This window comes from Blastococcus sp. TF02A-26 (assembly GCF_003319125.1).
GTDB lineage: Bacteria > Actinomycetota > Actinomycetes > Mycobacteriales > Geodermatophilaceae > Trujillonella.
On sequence record NZ_QOHG01000007.1, the window covers coordinates 73,824 to 90,110 of the forward strand.

14 protein-coding genes are annotated in these 16,287 nt (G+C 78.3%); 6 read left to right on the forward strand and 8 right to left on the reverse strand.

The genetic code is table 11. The features are described from left to right. Positions 1–58: 58 nt before the first annotated feature. Positions 59–394 (reverse strand): hypothetical protein, encoded by a 336-nt coding sequence (locus DQ240_RS09830; RefSeq protein WP_113839434.1) that lies wholly within the window; start codon positions 392–394, stop codon positions 59–61. A 6-nt stretch (positions 395–400) separates the two neighbouring features. Continuing rightward, complete coding sequence (locus tag DQ240_RS09835; RefSeq protein WP_199589221.1) at positions 401–805, reverse strand: YbaB/EbfC family nucleoid-associated protein; 405 nt, start codon at positions 803–805, stop codon at positions 401–403. A gap of 106 nt (positions 806–911) precedes the next feature. Here DQ240_RS09835 and DQ240_RS09840 point away from each other — a divergent pair, with 106 nt between their 5' ends. Continuing rightward, positions 912–2,255 carry a S8 family serine peptidase gene (locus DQ240_RS09840; protein WP_113839435.1) on the forward strand — a complete coding sequence of 448 codons (1,344 nt, stop codon included), beginning with the start codon at positions 912–914 and terminating at the stop codon, positions 2,253–2,255. Between the two features lie 71 nt (positions 2,256–2,326). Here DQ240_RS09840 and DQ240_RS09845 read toward each other — a convergent pair whose 3' ends face one another. The 4 genes from DQ240_RS09845 to eccD all read right to left on the reverse strand — a co-directional run bounded on the left by DQ240_RS09845 (position 2,327) and on the right by eccD (position 5,997). Continuing rightward, complete coding sequence (locus DQ240_RS09845; RefSeq protein ID WP_113839436.1) at positions 2,327–2,626, reverse strand: WXG100 family type VII secretion target; 300 nt, start codon at positions 2,624–2,626, stop codon at positions 2,327–2,329. Positions 2,627–2,653: 27 nt separating this feature from the next. Continuing rightward, positions 2,654–2,992 carry a WXG100 family type VII secretion target gene (locus DQ240_RS09850; protein ID WP_113839437.1) on the reverse strand — a complete coding sequence of 113 codons (339 nt, stop codon included), beginning with the start codon at positions 2,990–2,992 and terminating at the stop codon, positions 2,654–2,656. A gap of 173 nt (positions 2,993–3,165) precedes the next feature. Continuing rightward, a complete protein-coding gene (gene eccB, locus DQ240_RS09855; protein ID WP_113839438.1) occupies positions 3,166–4,596 on the reverse strand; it encodes a type VII secretion protein EccB in 1,431 nt (476 codons plus the stop codon). A gap of 9 nt (positions 4,597–4,605) precedes the next feature. Beyond that, positions 4,606–5,997 (reverse strand): type VII secretion integral membrane protein EccD, encoded by a 1,392-nt coding sequence (gene eccD / locus DQ240_RS09860; protein ID WP_158548625.1) that lies wholly within the window; start codon positions 5,995–5,997, stop codon positions 4,606–4,608. Between the two features lie 154 nt (positions 5,998–6,151). Here eccD and eccCa point away from each other — a divergent pair, with 154 nt between their 5' ends. From eccCa to DQ240_RS09885, 5 genes are all read left to right on the forward strand, one after another. Next, a complete protein-coding gene (gene eccCa, locus DQ240_RS09865) occupies positions 6,152–10,111 on the forward strand; it encodes a type VII secretion protein EccCa (RefSeq protein WP_113839546.1) in 3,960 nt (1,319 codons plus the stop codon). 92 nt (positions 10,112–10,203) lie between these two features. Next, complete coding sequence (locus tag DQ240_RS09870) at positions 10,204–10,926, forward strand: hypothetical protein (RefSeq protein WP_113839440.1); 723 nt, start codon at positions 10,204–10,206, stop codon at positions 10,924–10,926. Positions 10,927–10,934: 8 nt separating this feature from the next. Further along, a complete protein-coding gene (locus tag DQ240_RS09875) occupies positions 10,935–12,725 on the forward strand; it encodes a WXG100 family type VII secretion target (protein ID WP_113839441.1) in 1,791 nt (596 codons plus the stop codon). Continuing rightward, positions 12,722–14,182, forward strand: a complete 1,461-nt coding sequence (locus DQ240_RS09880) for a hypothetical protein (protein ID WP_113839442.1) — start codon at positions 12,722–12,724, stop codon at positions 14,180–14,182. Before DQ240_RS09875 ends, DQ240_RS09880 begins: the two co-directional genes overlap by 4 nt. Next, positions 14,179–14,922 carry a hypothetical protein gene (locus DQ240_RS09885; RefSeq protein WP_113839443.1) on the forward strand — a complete coding sequence of 248 codons (744 nt, stop codon included), beginning with the start codon at positions 14,179–14,181 and terminating at the stop codon, positions 14,920–14,922. Before DQ240_RS09880 ends, DQ240_RS09885 begins: the two co-directional genes overlap by 4 nt. Positions 14,923–14,935: 13 nt before the next feature. Here DQ240_RS09885 and DQ240_RS09890 read toward each other — a convergent pair whose 3' ends face one another. Together DQ240_RS09890 and DQ240_RS09895 are read right to left on the reverse strand one after the other, a co-directional pair. Then, entirely contained in the window at positions 14,936–15,328 is a 393-nt protein-coding gene (locus DQ240_RS09890; RefSeq protein ID WP_113839444.1) for a hypothetical protein, read from the reverse strand. Beyond that, positions 15,325–16,236 carry an SseB family protein gene (locus DQ240_RS09895; protein ID WP_113839445.1) on the reverse strand — a complete coding sequence of 304 codons (912 nt, stop codon included), beginning with the start codon at positions 16,234–16,236 and terminating at the stop codon, positions 15,325–15,327. The genes DQ240_RS09890 and DQ240_RS09895 overlap by 4 nt, the downstream gene beginning before the upstream one ends. Between the last annotated feature and the right edge of the window lie 51 nt (positions 16,237–16,287).

Sequence of the window (16,287 nt, forward strand, 5' to 3'; positions counted from 1 at the left end):
CGAGCCCGCGCCCCGATGGCCCCGGCCCGCTCGCCCCGCCGACGGCGGGGCGGGGTCGCTACAGGCCGCTCTCGACCTCGACGGTCACCTCCGCCGCCTGCTCGGCGTCGGAGTCCAGCGACCTCTGGATGGCCAGCTCGACGCCGTCGCCCAGCTCGACGAGCTGGTCGGCCGTCGCCGGTACGCCCTGGGCCACGGTCGGGGCGCTCTCCAGGTAGGCGCCGGAGAACTGCTCCCCGGCGGAGTCGCCACCCCACGGCTGCGTGCCGTGGGCCGACTCGATCGCGCTGGTCGCCTCGCGCACCCGCGCCTGGAGCGCCTCGGCGGCCGCCTGCCAGGCCAGCACGCCGCCCGCCGCGACGGCGGGGTCCACGCGCACCTCGTCATAGGACATCCGACATCACCTCCCGCCCCGCATCTGCTCGGTCATGATCGACGTGAGCGTCTCCGTGTCGCCGTCCAGCGTCGCGCGCAGCTGCTCCTCGCCGACGACGGGGGCGAACACCTCGACCACCCGGTCCTGCGCCGCGCGCGCGGCGCGGTGGACCGTCTCGGTGATCGTGTCGGCCAGCCGGCGGGAGTCGGGACGGCGGTAGATCCGGGGGTCCAGGTCCAGCCGCAGCAGGTCGCCCCGGGGGCCGACGGTGACCGACACCAGCCCGTCGTCGGAGGTCTCGGTGGCCTGCACGGCCCGCGCCCGCTCGGCCAGACGGGGCCCCTGCTCCATCATCCGGTGCAGCCGGTCCTGCAGCTGTCCGGCGTACTCGCGGAGGGCCGCGACCTCGCCACGCTCGGGCTGGCTCACGGTCGCCCCCTCCCTGACCTTCGCGGACGTGCCCGTCGAACGATACTGACTGCACCCGCCCGCGACAGCGCGAACGGGACGCCCGCGACGGGGAGGTGAGACGTTCGTGCCCGATGGGGTGAACCGTCGCTCCCCGCGCCGGAGCGGGCCGACGACGTCGCGGTGGGCGGTCGTCGCGGCCGTGACGGCGGCGCTGTCGACCTCCGCACCGCTGGTCGCCTCCCCCGCCGCGGCGACCCAGGTCTGCGAGCAGCCGCCACGGGCGGACTCCCTCGTGGAGGACGTGCCCTGGTCCCAGCTGGACTGGGACCCGGCCGGCGAGGTGTGGCCGTTCAGCACCGGCGCCGGGGTCACGGTGGCGATCCTCGGCACCGGCGTCCAGGCGTCGCACCCGCAGCTGGCCGGGCGCGTCCTCCCCGGCCTGGACCTGGTCCACGGCGGCGCCGCCGACGTCGACTGCACGCCGTCGGCGAGCGGGCTGGCGGGGCTGGTCGTCGCCGGCGCCTCGACCGGCGTCGGGCTCCGTGGCCTGGCGCCCGACGCGCAGGTGCTGCCGATCCAGGTGACCGAGGAGCCGGTCGGCACGCCCGGCGACGAGCCGGTCGACCCGGTGCGGCTGGCCGTGGGCCTGGACACCGCGGTCGCCGCCGGTGCGCAGGTCGTGCTCTTCGGCGTCGTCGCCTACACCGACTCCCCCGAGCTGGCCGCGGCCGTCGCCCGGGCGGTGGCCGCCGGGGTCGTCGTCGTCGCGCCGGTCGGGGACGCCCATGACCGCGAGCGCGACGGCGAGACCCGGCCGACGCCGTTCGTCCCGCTGCCCGCGGCCTACGAGGGGGTGCTCGGGGTGGCGGCCGTCGACTCCACCGGCCTGCGGCTCCCGACCTCGGCGATCGGGCCCTACGTCGACCTGGCCGCGCCCGGCGGGGACGTCGTCTCCACCGGGACGACGGCGCAGCAGGTGTACTCGGGCACCGCGCCCGCCGCGGCCCTCGTCGCGGCCACCGCGGCGCTGCTCGTCGCCGACCCCGACCTCGGGCTGCCGGGCGGTCCGGCGCGGGTGGCCGCGGTCGCCGACCGGCTCGCCGCCACGGCGCTGCCCGCTCCCGGGGAGGCCGGCTACGGCGCGGGACTGCTCGCGCCCGGCCGCGCGCTCACCGAGCCGACCACCGAGGTGGGTCCGGTGGCCGGTGCCCCCTACCGTCCGCCGCCCCGCGACCCGGCCGCGGAGGCCGCCGCCGAGGCCCGGGAGGCGGCCGACGACCGCTCGACGTGGGTGGTGCTCGGCGTGGTGGGGGCGGGCGCGCTGGCCGCCGCGGCCGGCTGGGCCCTCCCCCGGGCGCGCCGGCGGAGCTGGCGGGTGGGCGTGCGGCCGCCGGCCGCGGCGCCGGACGAGCCACCCGGCTTCGTACCGCCGTCGGCGCTGTTCGACCGCACCGACGCGCGGAGCTGAGCCGCCCCGCAGACGCCACGGGCCGCCCCGGACAGATCCGGGGCGGCCCGTGCGGAGCGGGGACCGGTCGGTCAGCCGCTGACGACGCCCACGTTCGTGGACTCGGTGCTCGAGGAGGTGTCGGCCGCCGAGTTGAGTCCGGTGACGAACTGCTGGAGCGCCGCCTTGATGTTGTCCGAGGCGCTGTTCCACTGCTGCTGGCGCGCCAGGTAGGCCTCGCGCGCGTCGCTGTCCCAGGTGCCGATCAGGTTGTTGACCTGGTTGTTGAGGTCGGCTAGCTGGGCGTCCATGGTGGACACCGCGCTGCTGACCATGGAGGCCGCTTCCTGCTGCTGGCCCCAGTTGACCGCGTAGACGCCGCCGCTGCTCATCGCTGCTCTCCCTCTCGCTGCTCGGACTCAGACGCCGGTCAGGCCGCTGGTGATGCCGCTGGTCTGGTTGTTGACCGAGCTCATCTGCGACTGCTGCTCGCTGTCGGCGTTGGCGTAGTTGGTGCCGGCCGTGCCCACGTCGGCCGCGATCCCGCTGAGCGCGGTGTTCAGCCGGGTCGTCTCGGTCTGCACGGTGGCCTTGGTGGCGGCGAACGCCGTGCCACCCAGCCCGCGCCACGAGCCCTCGAGCCCGGACAGGTTGTTCATCAGTGTGGTGAGCATCTGCGTCAGGCTCGCCGAGACCTCCGTCGCCCGGTTGGCGAACTGGGCCATCGTGGCCGAGTCGGTCGTCGTCCCCTGTGCCATGCCTCGCTCCTGCCCTCGGTGTGCGACGCCGTGCGGCACCGCTCGATCGGTCCGGGCGAGCGTCGGATCGGTGTCCGCGACCTCTCCCGGCTTCCTCAGCGATCGCGAACCTACCCGGCGCTCCGGCGTCCGACGACCGGAGCGCCGGTCCCGCCGTCCCCCGAACGGGTGCGTCAGCCCAGGGCGGGTGCTCCCGCCGCGGTCACCGTCAGGGCCGGTCCGGTGGGCACGCGGGCGACCAGCTGGTCGGGCATGGCCACCGGCTCCACCCCGCCGTACCCGAGCCGTGCGGCGGCGTCCTCCGAGGGCACCGGGTAGGCCCAGCCCTCGTCCGTGACCAGGAACAGCGCGCCCCGGGAGGCCTCGCCGGACGGCCGCGCCTCGACCAGCGCCCCGGAGCCCGGCGCGACGACGACGAGGTCGGCCAGCACGGTCCCGGCGTCGGCCTGCCGGGGGCTCGGCGACGCACCGGTGGTGTCCACCGTGGCGCCCACGGCGATCGACGGCGTCGCAGTGGCGCCGGAGAAGCCGGCGCACACGGTGTCCTCCGGACCGACGACCTCGGCCATGGCCGGCGGGGCGGCCGGCGGATCGGTCGGCACCGCGTCGGGCAGCTCCTCGCGGGGCGCCGCGTTGGCCTCCGCCGCGGTCAGGGGCAGCGCCTCGGCCACCGCACCGCCGTACGCCTGGGCCGCGGTCTCCGGCGCGGCGAGGAGCACCGCCGCCTGCACCTCGGTGATCTCGACGATCCGGTCGGCCGCCACCTGGTAGTACTGCGCGCCGTCCCCGGACCGCACGACCCGCACCTGGCCGACGACGGCACCGGCCACCGCCGCGCTGGCCGCGCCCCGGCCGGCCACCGGCTCCGGCTGGAGCGGCTCCCCCGCGGGCAGTCCGGACAGCCACGCCGTCCCGACCTCGACCTGCGGCTGGGTGCGCAGCGTGAGCCCCTCCAGGACGGCGTCCTCGTCGGGCACCGGGTACTGGTGGCCCTGCCACACCAGGTGCAACGTCCCCCGTTCGACGTCCCGCACGAGCACCGCCCGCTCGCCGAGGGCCACTCCGCCCGACGACGTGCTCCCGACCACCACCGCGGTCAGGGGCTGCTGCTCACCGCTGTCCAGCCGGGCGGGAGCCGAGCACAGCGTCCAGCCGCCGTCGGCCAGCCGCCCGGGCTCCGGCAGCCCGTCGGGACCACCGACGATGCCGAGCCGGCGCCCGCGGGGGGCGTCGGCCAGGGACGCCGCGGACACCGAGACGACGTCGGTCCCGCCGGTGAGCAGCGCGCCGGAGGCGAAGTTGACCACCGGGTGCAGGTGCTCCACGCCGTCCTCGTCGGCCAGCCAGACGTACCGGGCGCCGGTGCCCTCCTCGAGGATCACCGCGCCGGACTCCTGCCAGGTGGTGTTGCCGCCGGGGGAGATCACCCCGATGACGCCGGCGACCGCCAGCGACAGCACCGCCACCATCACGCCGGCGAAGACGGTGCCGCCCATCCGGCGCAGTGGGCTCTGCGGGGGGTCGCTCTCCCGGAGCACCAGCCCGGAGACCACCCGCTGCACCATGAACTGGTGGGCCTGGAACAGGTCCCGACGGCTCGCCATCCCCGCGCCTCAGCCGTAGAGCCCGCGGAGGTACCCGTACAGACCGACCAGCAGGCAGGCGACCGGCACCAGCGCCAGCACGACCAGCACCTCCAGCACGTCGGCCACCCGTCCCAGGTACGGGCTCGGCCGTCGGTCGGCGAAGCGCAGCCCCGCCGCGAGCGACACGAGCGCGGCCAGCACCAGGGCCGGCACGAGCACCGCCAGCCGCGTCGACGCCGACAGCGAGGTCCCGGCCGCGGCGAGCAGGCCCAGCCCGACCAGGCCGGGGACGAGGAGGCTCACCCGGTGCCGGACGGCGGGGAACAGCCGCGCCCGCAGCAGCGTGCCGACCGCGGCCAGCCCGACGAGCAGCAGTGCCGTCCAGCGGCGGTCGGCCACCAGCACGGCCGCGGCGACCACCGCGACCAGCCCGGCGCCGGCGAGCATGCCGGTGAGCAGTTCGTCGGACCGCCGCACCTGCGCGGCCACCCGGGCCCGCGACACCTGCGGCCGGTCGGTCAGCAGCTCCTCGGTCGTGGCCGGCAGCACCGGCATCGGGACCTTGCCCAGCCGGACGGCCAGCAGCGGGGCGGCGGGGATGGCCGCCACCGCCAGCACGAGGACCAGCGCCGCGGCGTCGACGGCGTCGACCGCGTCGGTGACGGCGGCGAGGCCGGCGACCGCCCCGAGCAGCCCCGCGGTCGCCCCGGCGACGGCGTACTGGGCGTGCACCGACACCAGGCCCAGCACCAGGAGCGAGACGCAGGCGCCGGTGACCGAGCCGGCGACGACCTGCCAGGGTCCGGGCGAGATGAGCCCACGGTCCCCCAGCCCGACGACGGCGGCACCGGCCGCCGCACCGGCGATGGCCACGACCCCGAGCACCACCGCGGCGCCGGCGTCGCCCAGCGCGCGCGCCAGCACCCCGGCGGTCAGCAGCGCCAGGGCCGCCACCCCGAGCGCGACGCTCCCGGCCGTCGTCCGGTCGGTCCCGGCGCCGAGCGCGGCGAGGAGCGCCAGCACCAGCGCGACGGCCGCGACCGCCACGCCGGCCCGGCGGGTGGCCGCGCTGCCCCACGTCCGGCTGCGCTCGCGCGCGCTGCGGGCGATCGCGTCGACGACGTCGTCGTAGTCGAGCTCGGGCCACTCGCGCTGGCGCGGCACGAGGTGGAGCACCTCGCCGTCGCGCACCTCCTGGCCGGCCAGCGAGCGGCCGGGGTCGACGACGGTGCCGTCGACCCGCCGCAGCGCCCAGCCGCCGTGCTCCTGGCCGGCGTCGGCCAGGCCGGTGCCGGCGTGCCGCAGCAGCGTGGGCAGCAGCTCGGCGACGGGCACGGCGTCGGGCAGCGCGACGTCCACCCGACGGTCGGGCGCGGCCACGGTGATCCGCGCCAGCCCGCCGCTGATCGCGCGGGTCACCGGCCGGCCCCGCGCGCGCCCGGGATCCCCTGTTCGGGCGACATCGGCTCTCCTCGTCAGGGACTACGGCGGGCGACAGCTCGCCTACGATACGGCGGGGTCCGAGCCGGCAGCCCGCCGCACGGGAAGTTCCTCCGGGGAGGTGATCCGGCCGGTGAGCACCGTCGTCGTGCACCGCCGACCGCGCCGCGAGGCCCCGGACCTGCCCGCCGGCGAGATCGTCCTCGACCCGCCGCCGGAGCTGCCCGCCGACACCGGCCGCCGCTGGTCGCAGATGCTCATGGTGCTGCCCATGCTGGCCGGGGCCGGCGCCATGGCGCTGCTGTTCACCGGCGGCCGAAGCGGCCCGCTCGGCTACATGGCCGGCGGGCTGTTCGGCGTCTCGGCGCTCGGCATGGTCGCCATGGGCTTCCTCAACGGCGGCGGCCCCGGCAAGAAGGAGATGGCGGCCAAGCGCCGGGCCTACATGCGCCACCTGGCCCTGCAGCGGCGGTCCGCGCAACGGGCGGCCGACCAGCAGCGGCGGGCCATGCTCTACCGCCACCCCGAGCCCGACCAGCTCTGGACGACCGCGGCCAGCCACCGGCTGTGGGAACGCCGCGCCGACCACGCCGACTTCGGCGCCGTCCGCATCGGGCTGGGCCCGCAGGCGCTGGCCACGCCGGTCGTGCCCCCGCAGACCGGACCGCTCGAGGAGCTCGAGCCGCTGTGCGCCGGCGCCCTGCGGCGGTTCGTGCTCACCTGGTCGGCGGTGCCCGAGCTGCCGGTCGCGATGGCGGTCAACGGCTTCGGACGGGTCCACCTGCTCGGTCCCGAGGACCGCGTCCGGGCGCTGGTCCGTGCCGTCGTGGCCCAGCTGGCGGTGCACCACAGCCCGGACGACGTCCTGGTCGCCGTCTGCGCCGGGCCCGAGCAGCGTGCCGCGTGGGAGTGGGCGAAGTGGCTGCCGCACGCGCTGCACCCGGAGCGCTCCGACGCCCTGGGGCGGGTGCGGCTGGTCGCCCCCACGCTGCCGGCGCTGGAGGCCCAGCTCGACGACCTGCTGGCCACCCGGCCGCGGTTCAACCCGACGGGGCCGGTCGGGACGGTGGGCGGCCCGCACGTCGTCGTCGTCCTGGACGGCGGGGAGACGGCGGGCTCCGACCACCTGGCCACCGAGGGCGGGATGGAGGGGGTCACCGTCCTGGACCTGAGCAGCCCCGCCCCGCGGCTGCTCGACCGCGGAACCCTGGTCCTGCAGGTCGACGACTCCGGCGCGCTGACCAGCCGCACGACCGACGGCGAGACCCTCATCGGCCGGGCCGACGCGCTCGGCGAGGCGCAGATCGAGGCCCTGGCCCGCCAGCTGGCCCCGCTCCGCCTCTCCACCGGCGGCCGCGGCGAGAAGTCGATGAGCACCACCACCGACCTCGCCGACCTGCTGGGCATCGGCGACCCGTTCGCCTTCGACGTCACCGCCGGCTGGGCGCCCCGGCCCAACCGCGACCTGCTCCGCGTGCCGATCGGGGTGGGCCCCGACGGCGCGCCGATCGAGCTCGACCTCAAGGAGTCCGCGCAGGACGGCGTCGGACCGCACGGGCTGCTCGTGGGCGCCACCGGGTCGGGCAAGTCGGAGCTGCTGCGGACGCTGGTCCTCGCGCTGGCCTGCACCCACGACTCCGAGACGCTGAACTTCGTCCTGAGCGACTTCAAGGGCGGCGCCACGTTCAGCCGGCTCGAGCGGCTGCCGCACACCTCGGCGGTGATCACCAACCTGGCCGACGAGCTGCCGCTGGTCGACCGCATGACCGACGCCATCAACGGCGAGCTGGTCCGCCGGCAGGAGCTGCTCCGGTCGGCCGGCAACTACGCCTCGCTGCGCGACTACGAGCGAGCCCGGCTCTCCGGCGTCCCGCTGGCGCCCGTCCCGAGCCTGCTCATCATCTGCGACGAGTTCAGCGAGCTGCTGTCGGCCAAGCCCGACTTCATCGACATGTTCGTGCAGATCGGCCGGGTGGGCCGGTCCCTCGGCGTCCACCTGCTGCTGGCCTCGCAACGGCTCGAGGAGGGCCGCCTGCGCGGCCTGGACACCCATCTGTCCTACCGCATCGCCCTGCGCACCAACTCCGCGATGGAGAGCCGCGTGGTGCTCAACGCACCCGACGCGTTCGAGCTGCCGCGGGCCCCGGGCTACGGCTACGTCAAGTTCGGCACCGACCCGCTGGAGCGGTTCCGCGCGGCCTACGTCTCGGGCACCTACCGGCGGGCGACCGAGCGGCGCGACCCCGACGGCCGCTCCCCCGGCCTGGCCGTGCTGCCGTTCGACACCCAGTACCTCGCTCCGCCGGTCGACACCGCGCCCGAGGACGAGGAGCCGTCGCCGGCCGAGGCCGAGGCCCTCGGCGAGAGCCTGCTCGACATCCTGGTCGACCGGCTCGACGGCCGCGGCGCGCCGGCCCACCCGGTGTGGCTGCCGCCGCTGCGGGAGCCCCCGACGCTGGACCAGCTGCTGCCCCCGCTGGTGACCGATCCGCAGCGCGGGCTGACCGTGGACAACCCCGACGTCACCGGCACGCTGCGGGCGCACGTCGGTGTGGTCGACCGCCCGGCCGACCAGCGGCGCGACCCGCTGGTGCTGGACCTGTCCGGCGCCGGTGGGCACGCGGTCGTCGTCGGCGGGCCGCAGAGCGGCAAGAGCACCCTGCTGCGCTCGCTGGTCGCCTCGCTGGCGCTGACCCACACCCCGCGAGAGGCGCAGTTCTACTGCTTCGACTTCGGCGGCGGGGCGCTGGGCGCGCTGCGCGGGCTGCCGCACGTCGGCGCCGTCGCCGGCCGGACCGACGTGGACGTCGTCCGCCGCACCGTGGCCGAGCTGCGGACCCTGCTGGCCCAGCGGGAGGCCCGATTCGCCGGGCTCGGGATCGAGGGCATGGCCGCCTACCGGCGCGGCCTGCGCCAGGGCCGGGTCACCGACGACCCGTTCGGCGACGTCTTCCTGGTGGTGGACGGCTGGGCGACCGTCCGCGGGGAGTTCGAGGACCTCGAGCCGCTGATCACCGACCTCGCCACCCGCGGCCTGTCCTACGGCATCCACGTCGTCGCCGCGGCCGCCCGCTGGATGGACCTGCGCCCCGGGATCCGGGACCTGTTCGGCACCCGGCTGGAGCTGCGGCTCGGCGACCCCTCGGACTCCCTGCTGGACCGCCGCACGGCCACGAACGTGCCGGCCGACGCCCCCGGCCGCGGCCTGAACGCCGAGAAGTTCCACGTGCTCACCGCGCTGCCCCGGCTGGACGGCGTCCAGGAGACCGACGACCTCGCCGACGGCACGGCGCACCTGGTCGACGAGGTCGCCCGGGCGTGGCGGGGCCCCGGGGCGCCGCCGGTCCGGCTGCTCCCGCCCGAGGTGGGCTACGGCGACCTGCTCGCCGACCCCAACCGCGGCATCGCCGTGGGCATCGCCGAGGACGACCTGTCCACCGTCCACCTGGACCTGTCCAGCGATCCCCACCTGGTGGTCTTCGGCGACGCCGAGTCGGGCAAGAGCGCCTTCCTGCGGTCGTTCGCCCGGCGGCTCACCGAGCAGCACACGCCGGCCGAGGTCCGGGTCATCGCCCTGGACTACCGGCGCAGCCTGCTGGGGGCGATCAGCCCGGAGCACCTGCTCGCCTACGGCACCTCGTCGGCCAGCGCCCAGGAGATGATCACCGAGGTCGCGGGCGTCATGCGCGGCCGCCTGCCCGGGCCCGACGTCACCGCCGAGCAGCTGCGCGACCGGAGCTGGTGGACCGGGCCCGAGCTCTACTTGTTGGTCGACGACTACGACCTGGTGGCCACCGGTGCGCAGAACCCCCTCGCACCGCTGCTGGACTTCCTCGCCCAGGGCCGGGACGTCGGGTTGCACCTGGTGGTCACCCGGCGCAGCGGCGGAGCCGGCCGGGCGCTGTTCGAGCCGGTGCTCATGCGGCTGCGCGAGCTCGCCGGCCCCGGCATCGTCCTCTCCGGCGCCAAGGAGGAGGGCGCGCTCGTCGGCACGGTGAAGCCGCAGCCGATGCCGCCCGGCCGGGGCTGGCTGGTCACCCGTCGGGGTGGCACCCAGCTGGTGCAACTGGCCTGGTCCGAGCCGCCCGGCTGAGCGCGCGGACCGGCGGCGGTGGGGTGCTCCGACTAGCATCGGCCCCGACCGAGCCGCCCGGCGCCTGGGCGGCGAGTGCTGGAGGAGGCGACGTGGCGGACGGTACGGAGGTCGTCCCGGAGGCCGTGCGGACCTTCGGCCGCAGCGCCATGGAGCAGGGCCCCCGGTTCACCGAGGCGGTCCAGGGCGCGGCGATGCCGGTGCTGGGCGCCAACCTCGGCGCCAGCGGGGCGTCGGAGGCCCGCGCGGCCGCCGGCGCGCACTCGGCGGCCGCCGAGGCCGCCGCGGCCTACATCGCCGACGTCGGCAGCGGCCTCCTCGCCCTCTCCTACACCGCGGCGACCGTGGCGGCGAACTACGAGGCCGGCGACACCAGCCAGCAGGCGCAGATGGCCAGCGTCCAGGGCTCGTTCACCCCGCCCCCGGGCACGCCGACCATCGCCTCGCAGCAGGCCGCCGCCGAGCAGGCCGCCGCCGCGGAGGCGGCGCGCCTGGCCCGGCTCGAGCGCCAGATGGGTCTGCCCCCCGGCGCCCTGTCGCAGCAGCGCGAGCCCTCCTGGACCGACGACGTCGTCCCGGTTCCCAGCACCGGCGACGCCGAGGTGTGCGAGGTCGACCCCTTCACCGCGGCGCAGAGCCAGGTCGAGAGCCACTACCAGGACCTGGCCGAGCTCAACGGCGACGACCGCGACGACTGGCGCGAGAGCGACGCCGTGCGCGACGAGCAGTACGACCCGGCCGCCGAGCAGCCGGTGATCCTGGCGCCGGGCCCGCTGGACGGCACCTCGGGCACCTCCGCCGGCACGGTGGCCTGACCGGACGCATGTCCGAATCCGCCGACGGGGGCGGTGGCGTCGACCTCCGCCTCCTGACGATCGCCGACCTCTACCCCCGGGTCATGATGGAGGACGTCGCCTCCATCGAGCAGGCCGCCGACGGCTGGGACGACCTGCACGCCCAGTTCGTCGCGCACGCCGCGGACCTGCGCCGGGCCGCCCGCACGCTGGACCCGCAGTGGACGTCCGAGGCCGCCGACCTGTTCCAGCTCCGCGTCGCCGAGGCGGTCACCAGTCTCGAGGACCGCGCCCAGCACGCCCGGGACACCGCCTCGGTGCTCCGGGCGCTGGCCGACGGGGTCGGCGACGCGCAGGTCACCATGCAGGAGATCTGGAACCGCTTCGACGCCCGGGCGCAGGAGATCCAGCGCACCGACAACGAGGAGTGGGGCCTCGGCATCAGCTTCTCCGACATCGGTGACGACCGGCTGGAGAAGAACAACCGCGCCTTCACCGAGGAGGCGCAGCGGAAGGTCGTCGAGCCGCTGCTCAACGACTACAGCACCGCGGCGTCGTCCCTCGAGGACGCCGGCCCGGCCTTCCCGGCGCACCTGACCAACGCCGCCGTCCCCTCCGACGCGGCACTGGCCGGGCTCTTCGGCAACGCCCCGCCGGCACCCCCCGGCGCGCCGGGTGGGCGCCCCGCGCCGCCCGGCGCCGCGCCCGCACCGGCCCCCGCACCGCCGCCGGCGGCGGCTCCGGCGCCGCCGCCGGCTCCCGCACCGGCCCCGGCTCCCCCGCCGGGCGCCGCTCCCGGCGTCCCCCCGCCGGCACCCGCCCCCGGCACCCCGCCCGCCACGGTCGTCCGGCCGCCGGCGCCTCCGGCGCCTCCGGCGCCGCCGCCGGCCGTCCCTCCCGCCGCCCGCCCCGGCCAGGCCCCCACCGCGCCGCCGGCGACCCCTGCCCCCGCGAGCCCGCCGGCCGGGAGCCCGGCTCCGGTCGCGCCCCCCGTCGGCGTGCCCCTCGGCGCCCGGGTGCCCGTCGCCGCACCCCCGCCGGCACCGGCCGGGGCGCCGGCCGCCGGTCCCCGGCCCGCGCCCGCCCCGGGCGCACCCGCCGCACCCCCCGGCGTGCCCCGCGGCCTGTCCGGGCGCGTCTCCGGTCCTCCGGCCCCGCCGCTCCCGGGTGCTGCCGGCGGTGGACCCGCCGGTACCCCGCAGCTGCCCGGGCGGGGCGGTCCGGCCGCTCCTCCACCCGGTCCCGGCGCGGCCGCGCCACCCCAGCTGCCCGGCCGCACCGGCCCGGGCGGCGGGGCCCCGGCCCGTCCCGGCTCCCTCGGCGGGCCGCCCGGGGCGCCGCCCGGTGCGCCGGCCCTGCCCGGTCGCACCGCGGGCGGGCCCCCCGGCGGGACCCCGGCCGGCCCCGGCGCCGCACCGCCCCCCGGCGGCGCGGTGCCCCGCCCCCTGCAGGGCAGCCGTGGCCTCCCTCCGGGCACGACCTCCGCCGGCGGTCCCCCGCCCGGCGGTCCGCAGGGCGCGCAGCGCGCCACCTCCCCCGGCCTGGCCGGCCGTCGCGCCGGCGCCGCACCCGTGCGGGGCGCCGGGGAGTCGGCCGTGCGCCCCGGGCTGGACGGTCGGGCCGCCGGCCCCGCTCCCTCGACCGGTCCCCGCACCTCCGGACCCGCCCGCCCGCGCACCGACGCCGAACGGCCGGCCGAGCAGGTGGGCGACGCCGAGCTCTTCGACGTCGACGACGCCGGCACCGGCGTGGTGTCCCGGCCGGCCGAGCGCGACCCGGCCGGCCGGCCCGGCCCCGCACTCGGCGCGGAGCGCTCGTGAGCTCCCCCGACGCCGTTCCCCGGCCGCCCGCGTCCTGGGCGCCCCCGGCCGGCACGCCCACCGCCGCGCCCCGGCCCGCCGTCCCGGCTCCGCCGGGGGCCCCGGCGGCCGCGGGTCCGGCGCCGACCGCAGCGCGGACCGCGGCGGCGGCGCCGACGAGGACCGCCGCCGGGCAGGCCGCGGCCGGGGTCATCGGCCAGGGCTCGACCGCCGCCTGGACCGTGCCCCGCGCCGCGTCCGCCGCCGTCTCGGCCGCGGCCGCCGCCCCGCCCGACGGTCCGCCGCTCGCCGCGCGCACCCCGACCCCGCCGTCCCGGCCCCCGGTGCGGCGTCCGGACGTGCGCCGGCGGGTGCCCGGCGGAGCGGCCACGGGGCAGCTGCTCGCGGTCCAGGGCGCCGTCGCCGCGGTGCTCGCGGTGCACCGGCAGCCGCCGGCGGTGCTGGTGCCGGTGGCCGCGGTCGCGCTGGTCGTCGTGCTGCTCGCCGTCGTCCGGCTGCGGGGGCGGTGGGCCTGGCAGTGGGCCGACCTGTGGCTGCGCCACCGGTTCGGCCGGCGCCGCAGCGTGCTGCTGCCCGTCGGCGACCCCGCAGCGACCGCGGACGCCCTGCTGGACGCCGTCGCCGACGGAGCCTGGCTGGACCGGGTCGAGCTGGACGGCGGGACCGCCGCGCTGTGGACCTCGGCCGGCGGGCTGGCGGTGGCGGTGGAGGTGTCCCCCGCCGGACCGCTGCCGTTCGTGTCCGCGCGCCGCGAGCTGCCCGCGCTGACCCAGCTGCTGCCCGCCGCGGACGAGGGCGGCGCGCGCTTCACCGTGCAGGTCCTCGAGCAGACGCTGGTCCCCTCGCGTGCCGCGCAGGACCCGGCGTCGCTGTCCTACCAGGAGCTGACCGGCGGCTCGGTCCCGGCGCAGCGGCGCTGCTGGGTCGCCCTGCAGGTCCTACGCACCCCGGCCGACGACGACCCCGACACGCTGCGCACCGACCTGGTCAACGCCACCCGCCGGGTGCTGCGGCGGCTGCGCCGGGACGGGCTGCGCGCGGTCCCGGTCGGGCCCGACGACGCCGTCCTCGGTGTGCTCGGGCTGCTGGGTCCCGACGCCGGGCCGCTCCCGCACCGCGTGACCGACGGCTGGCGGCACTGGCAGGCCGGCCCGCGCCGCTGGCAGACCGCTTCCCTGGACCTCGGCGGCGACGTGGACCCGGCCGCCGTCCTGACCCGGGCCCGGGACGGCGCCGGGCGGGCCGGGGTCGCGACCACCATCACCGTCGCCGCCCGCCGTCCCGACGAGAGCTCGCTGGAGCTGCAGGCCGTCGTCCGCACCGCGCTGGCCGACGGGGACGACCCGGCCACCGTGGCCGCGGCGTTCGCCTCCGCGGGCGTGCCGCTGGGCCGGCTCGACGGTCGGCAGGCCGCCGGGGTGGCCGCGACGCTGCCGCTGGGCGGGTTCCTCCGGTGACCGCCGGCGCGCCGCCGGGGACCGTCCCCGCGCCCCGGCTCCCCGCCGTGCACCGCGACGCCGTGGCCGGCGCCGGGCTCACCGCCTCGACCGGGGGCGGCGGGCTGCTGATCGGCACGGACGAGGCCGGCGCCCCCGTGCCGCTGGTGCTGTTCCGCCCCGAGCCCACGTCGGCGGTGTGCGTGGGCGGGCTGGCGCTGGCCCAGCGGCTGGTGCTGCGCGCGCTGGCGCTGCGGGCCCGCGTGGTGGTCGAGAGCTCGCGGCCGAGCGCGTGGCAGGCCTTCGCCCGGCTCGCCGCCGGGACCAGCGGGCTGGTCACCGTGCTGGAGCAGCGCGGCGGGGAGTCGGCGCCGCCGTCGCCGGCGCCCGGGGAACACCCCACCGACGAGCTGGCCGGGACGCCGGAGGCGCCGCGGCTGCTGGTGCTGGACCACGACGCCGCGGCCGCCGGAGAGCCGCGCCGTCTGGGCCGCTGGTCGGCCGTGCTGACCTGCGTGGACGGCGCGAGCGAGTGGAGCCAGGCGGCGCTGGCCGGCGCCGACGTCATCGTCTCCCGAGCACTGTCGGGCGCCGAGGTCCGACGGCTGGCGCGGGCGCTGAACCTGGAGGAGACGGCACTGCGGGTGCCCCCCACCGGCGACCGGCTCCTGGTCGCCGCCCGGGCCGGCGCCGTGGTGGTCCGGCACTCCGTCACCTCGGTCGAGCAGTGGCTGACCGCCGCCAGCGGCGCGCCGTCCTGACCGCCGGGCCGCGTCAGCAGGACAGCGGGACGCTCTCCTCGCGCTGACCGCGCACCTCGTCGCGGGACACCCAGCGCGCGTGCACCCCGCGGGCGAGGCGGGTGAACCCGAGGGCCTGCGCCTCGGGCACCGAGCCGCCGGCGTAGTGGACCAGCAGCTCGCCGGACCGCTCGTCGTGGACCGAGCACGGCACCCCGCGCCACGTGCCGACGCGACGCACGTGCACCACGGCGTCGCAGTCGCGCACCGGCACCGCGCGGACCCACGGCCCGTCGGGGCCGAGCGGCTCGAAGTCCTCGGCCGGGTTCTCGTCGACCAGCACCACCCACCAGCCGTCCTCCCGCAGCTCCGGCGCGGCGCGGTGGTCCAGCCCCCGCCAGCGCGCCCGGTACCCCGCGGGCGTCACGGCGCTCCCCCTGCGGGAACGACCAGCTGCCACAGCCCGCGCACCGCGTCGTAGCGCGCGCGGCAGGTCTCGCGGCCGTGCACGTCGAGCTCGTACAGCCCGGTCCGGTGCGGCAGTGCCACGCCGTCCACCCGGTACTCCCGCACCGGCACCCGCCCGCCCGGCGACAGCCCCAGCCCGCCGAACGGCGGCTCCTCCACCAGCCACCCGGCCACCGCGTCGCGGCTCTCCTCGTCGAGCCCGCCACGGGCGACGGGGTACAGCTCGGGCCCGAGCACCGGCCAGCGGAGCAGGTGCACCGAGCCGTCGGCGGTGACCAGGTCCCGCTCCTCGGCCGCCCGGCCCAGCGCGGCCAGCAGCACGGTGGGCGCGCCGATGTGGGCGACGTCGACGGTCGCCTGCACGTACCCCGAGACGCGGGTGTGCCGACCCGACAGCAGCGGGTCGATGCCGCCCAGGGGGACGAGCTGCTGGACGACGGCCACCGTCCCCGGGGCGGCCGCCAGCTCGTCGGCGAGGTCCGGCACGGCCAGCCGGGCCAGCGCGCCCGGCTCCAGGAACAGCGGGTGCTCGGTACCGAGGTCGACGGCCAGCCCGAACCGCGGGTCGGGCCACCCCGCCGCCAGGTCGAGGAAGCCGGCCACCCGGGGCGTCCGGGTCCACTCCGCCGCCGGGGTGCCGGCGAGCGCGGCTCCCATCGCCTCGACGGAGGTCCAGGCCGGCACCCAGCTGCGGTCGGCGACCGGCAGGGTGACCCACGCGGGCGCCCCTCCGGGCGGCAGCGGCAGCAGGAGGTCGGCCCCGCGGAGCAGCGCCAGGCGGGCGGCGTCGTCCCCGGCCCGCGCGGCGGCGGCCCAGGCCGGCGCGAAGGCGTCCGGGTCCGGCCCGCTGCCTCCGTGCTCGTCCATCGGGCCCCACCCTAGGGGCCGGTAGGGTCGACGGGTCCGCTGCTCCCGACG

Excerpts from the sequence above, each read along its gene's own strand:
- DQ240_RS09895 (WP_113839445.1), bottom strand. The coding sequence starts at position 16,236 with ATGGACGAGCACGGAGGCAGCGGGCCGGACCCGGACGCCTTCGCGCCG.
- DQ240_RS09830 (WP_113839434.1), bottom strand. The coding sequence starts at position 394 with ATGTCCTATGACGAGGTGCGCGTGGACCCCGCCGTCGCGGCGGGCGGC.
- DQ240_RS09875 (WP_113839441.1), top strand. The coding sequence starts at position 10,935 with ATGTCCGAATCCGCCGACGGGGGCGGTGGCGTCGACCTCCGCCTCCTG.
- DQ240_RS09845 (WP_113839436.1), bottom strand. The coding sequence starts at position 2,626 with ATGAGCAGCGGCGGCGTCTACGCGGTCAACTGGGGCCAGCAGCAGGAA.
- DQ240_RS09850 (WP_113839437.1), bottom strand. The coding sequence starts at position 2,992 with ATGGCACAGGGGACGACGACCGACTCGGCCACGATGGCCCAGTTCGCC.
- eccB (WP_113839438.1), bottom strand. The coding sequence starts at position 4,596 with ATGGCGAGCCGTCGGGACCTGTTCCAGGCCCACCAGTTCATGGTGCAG.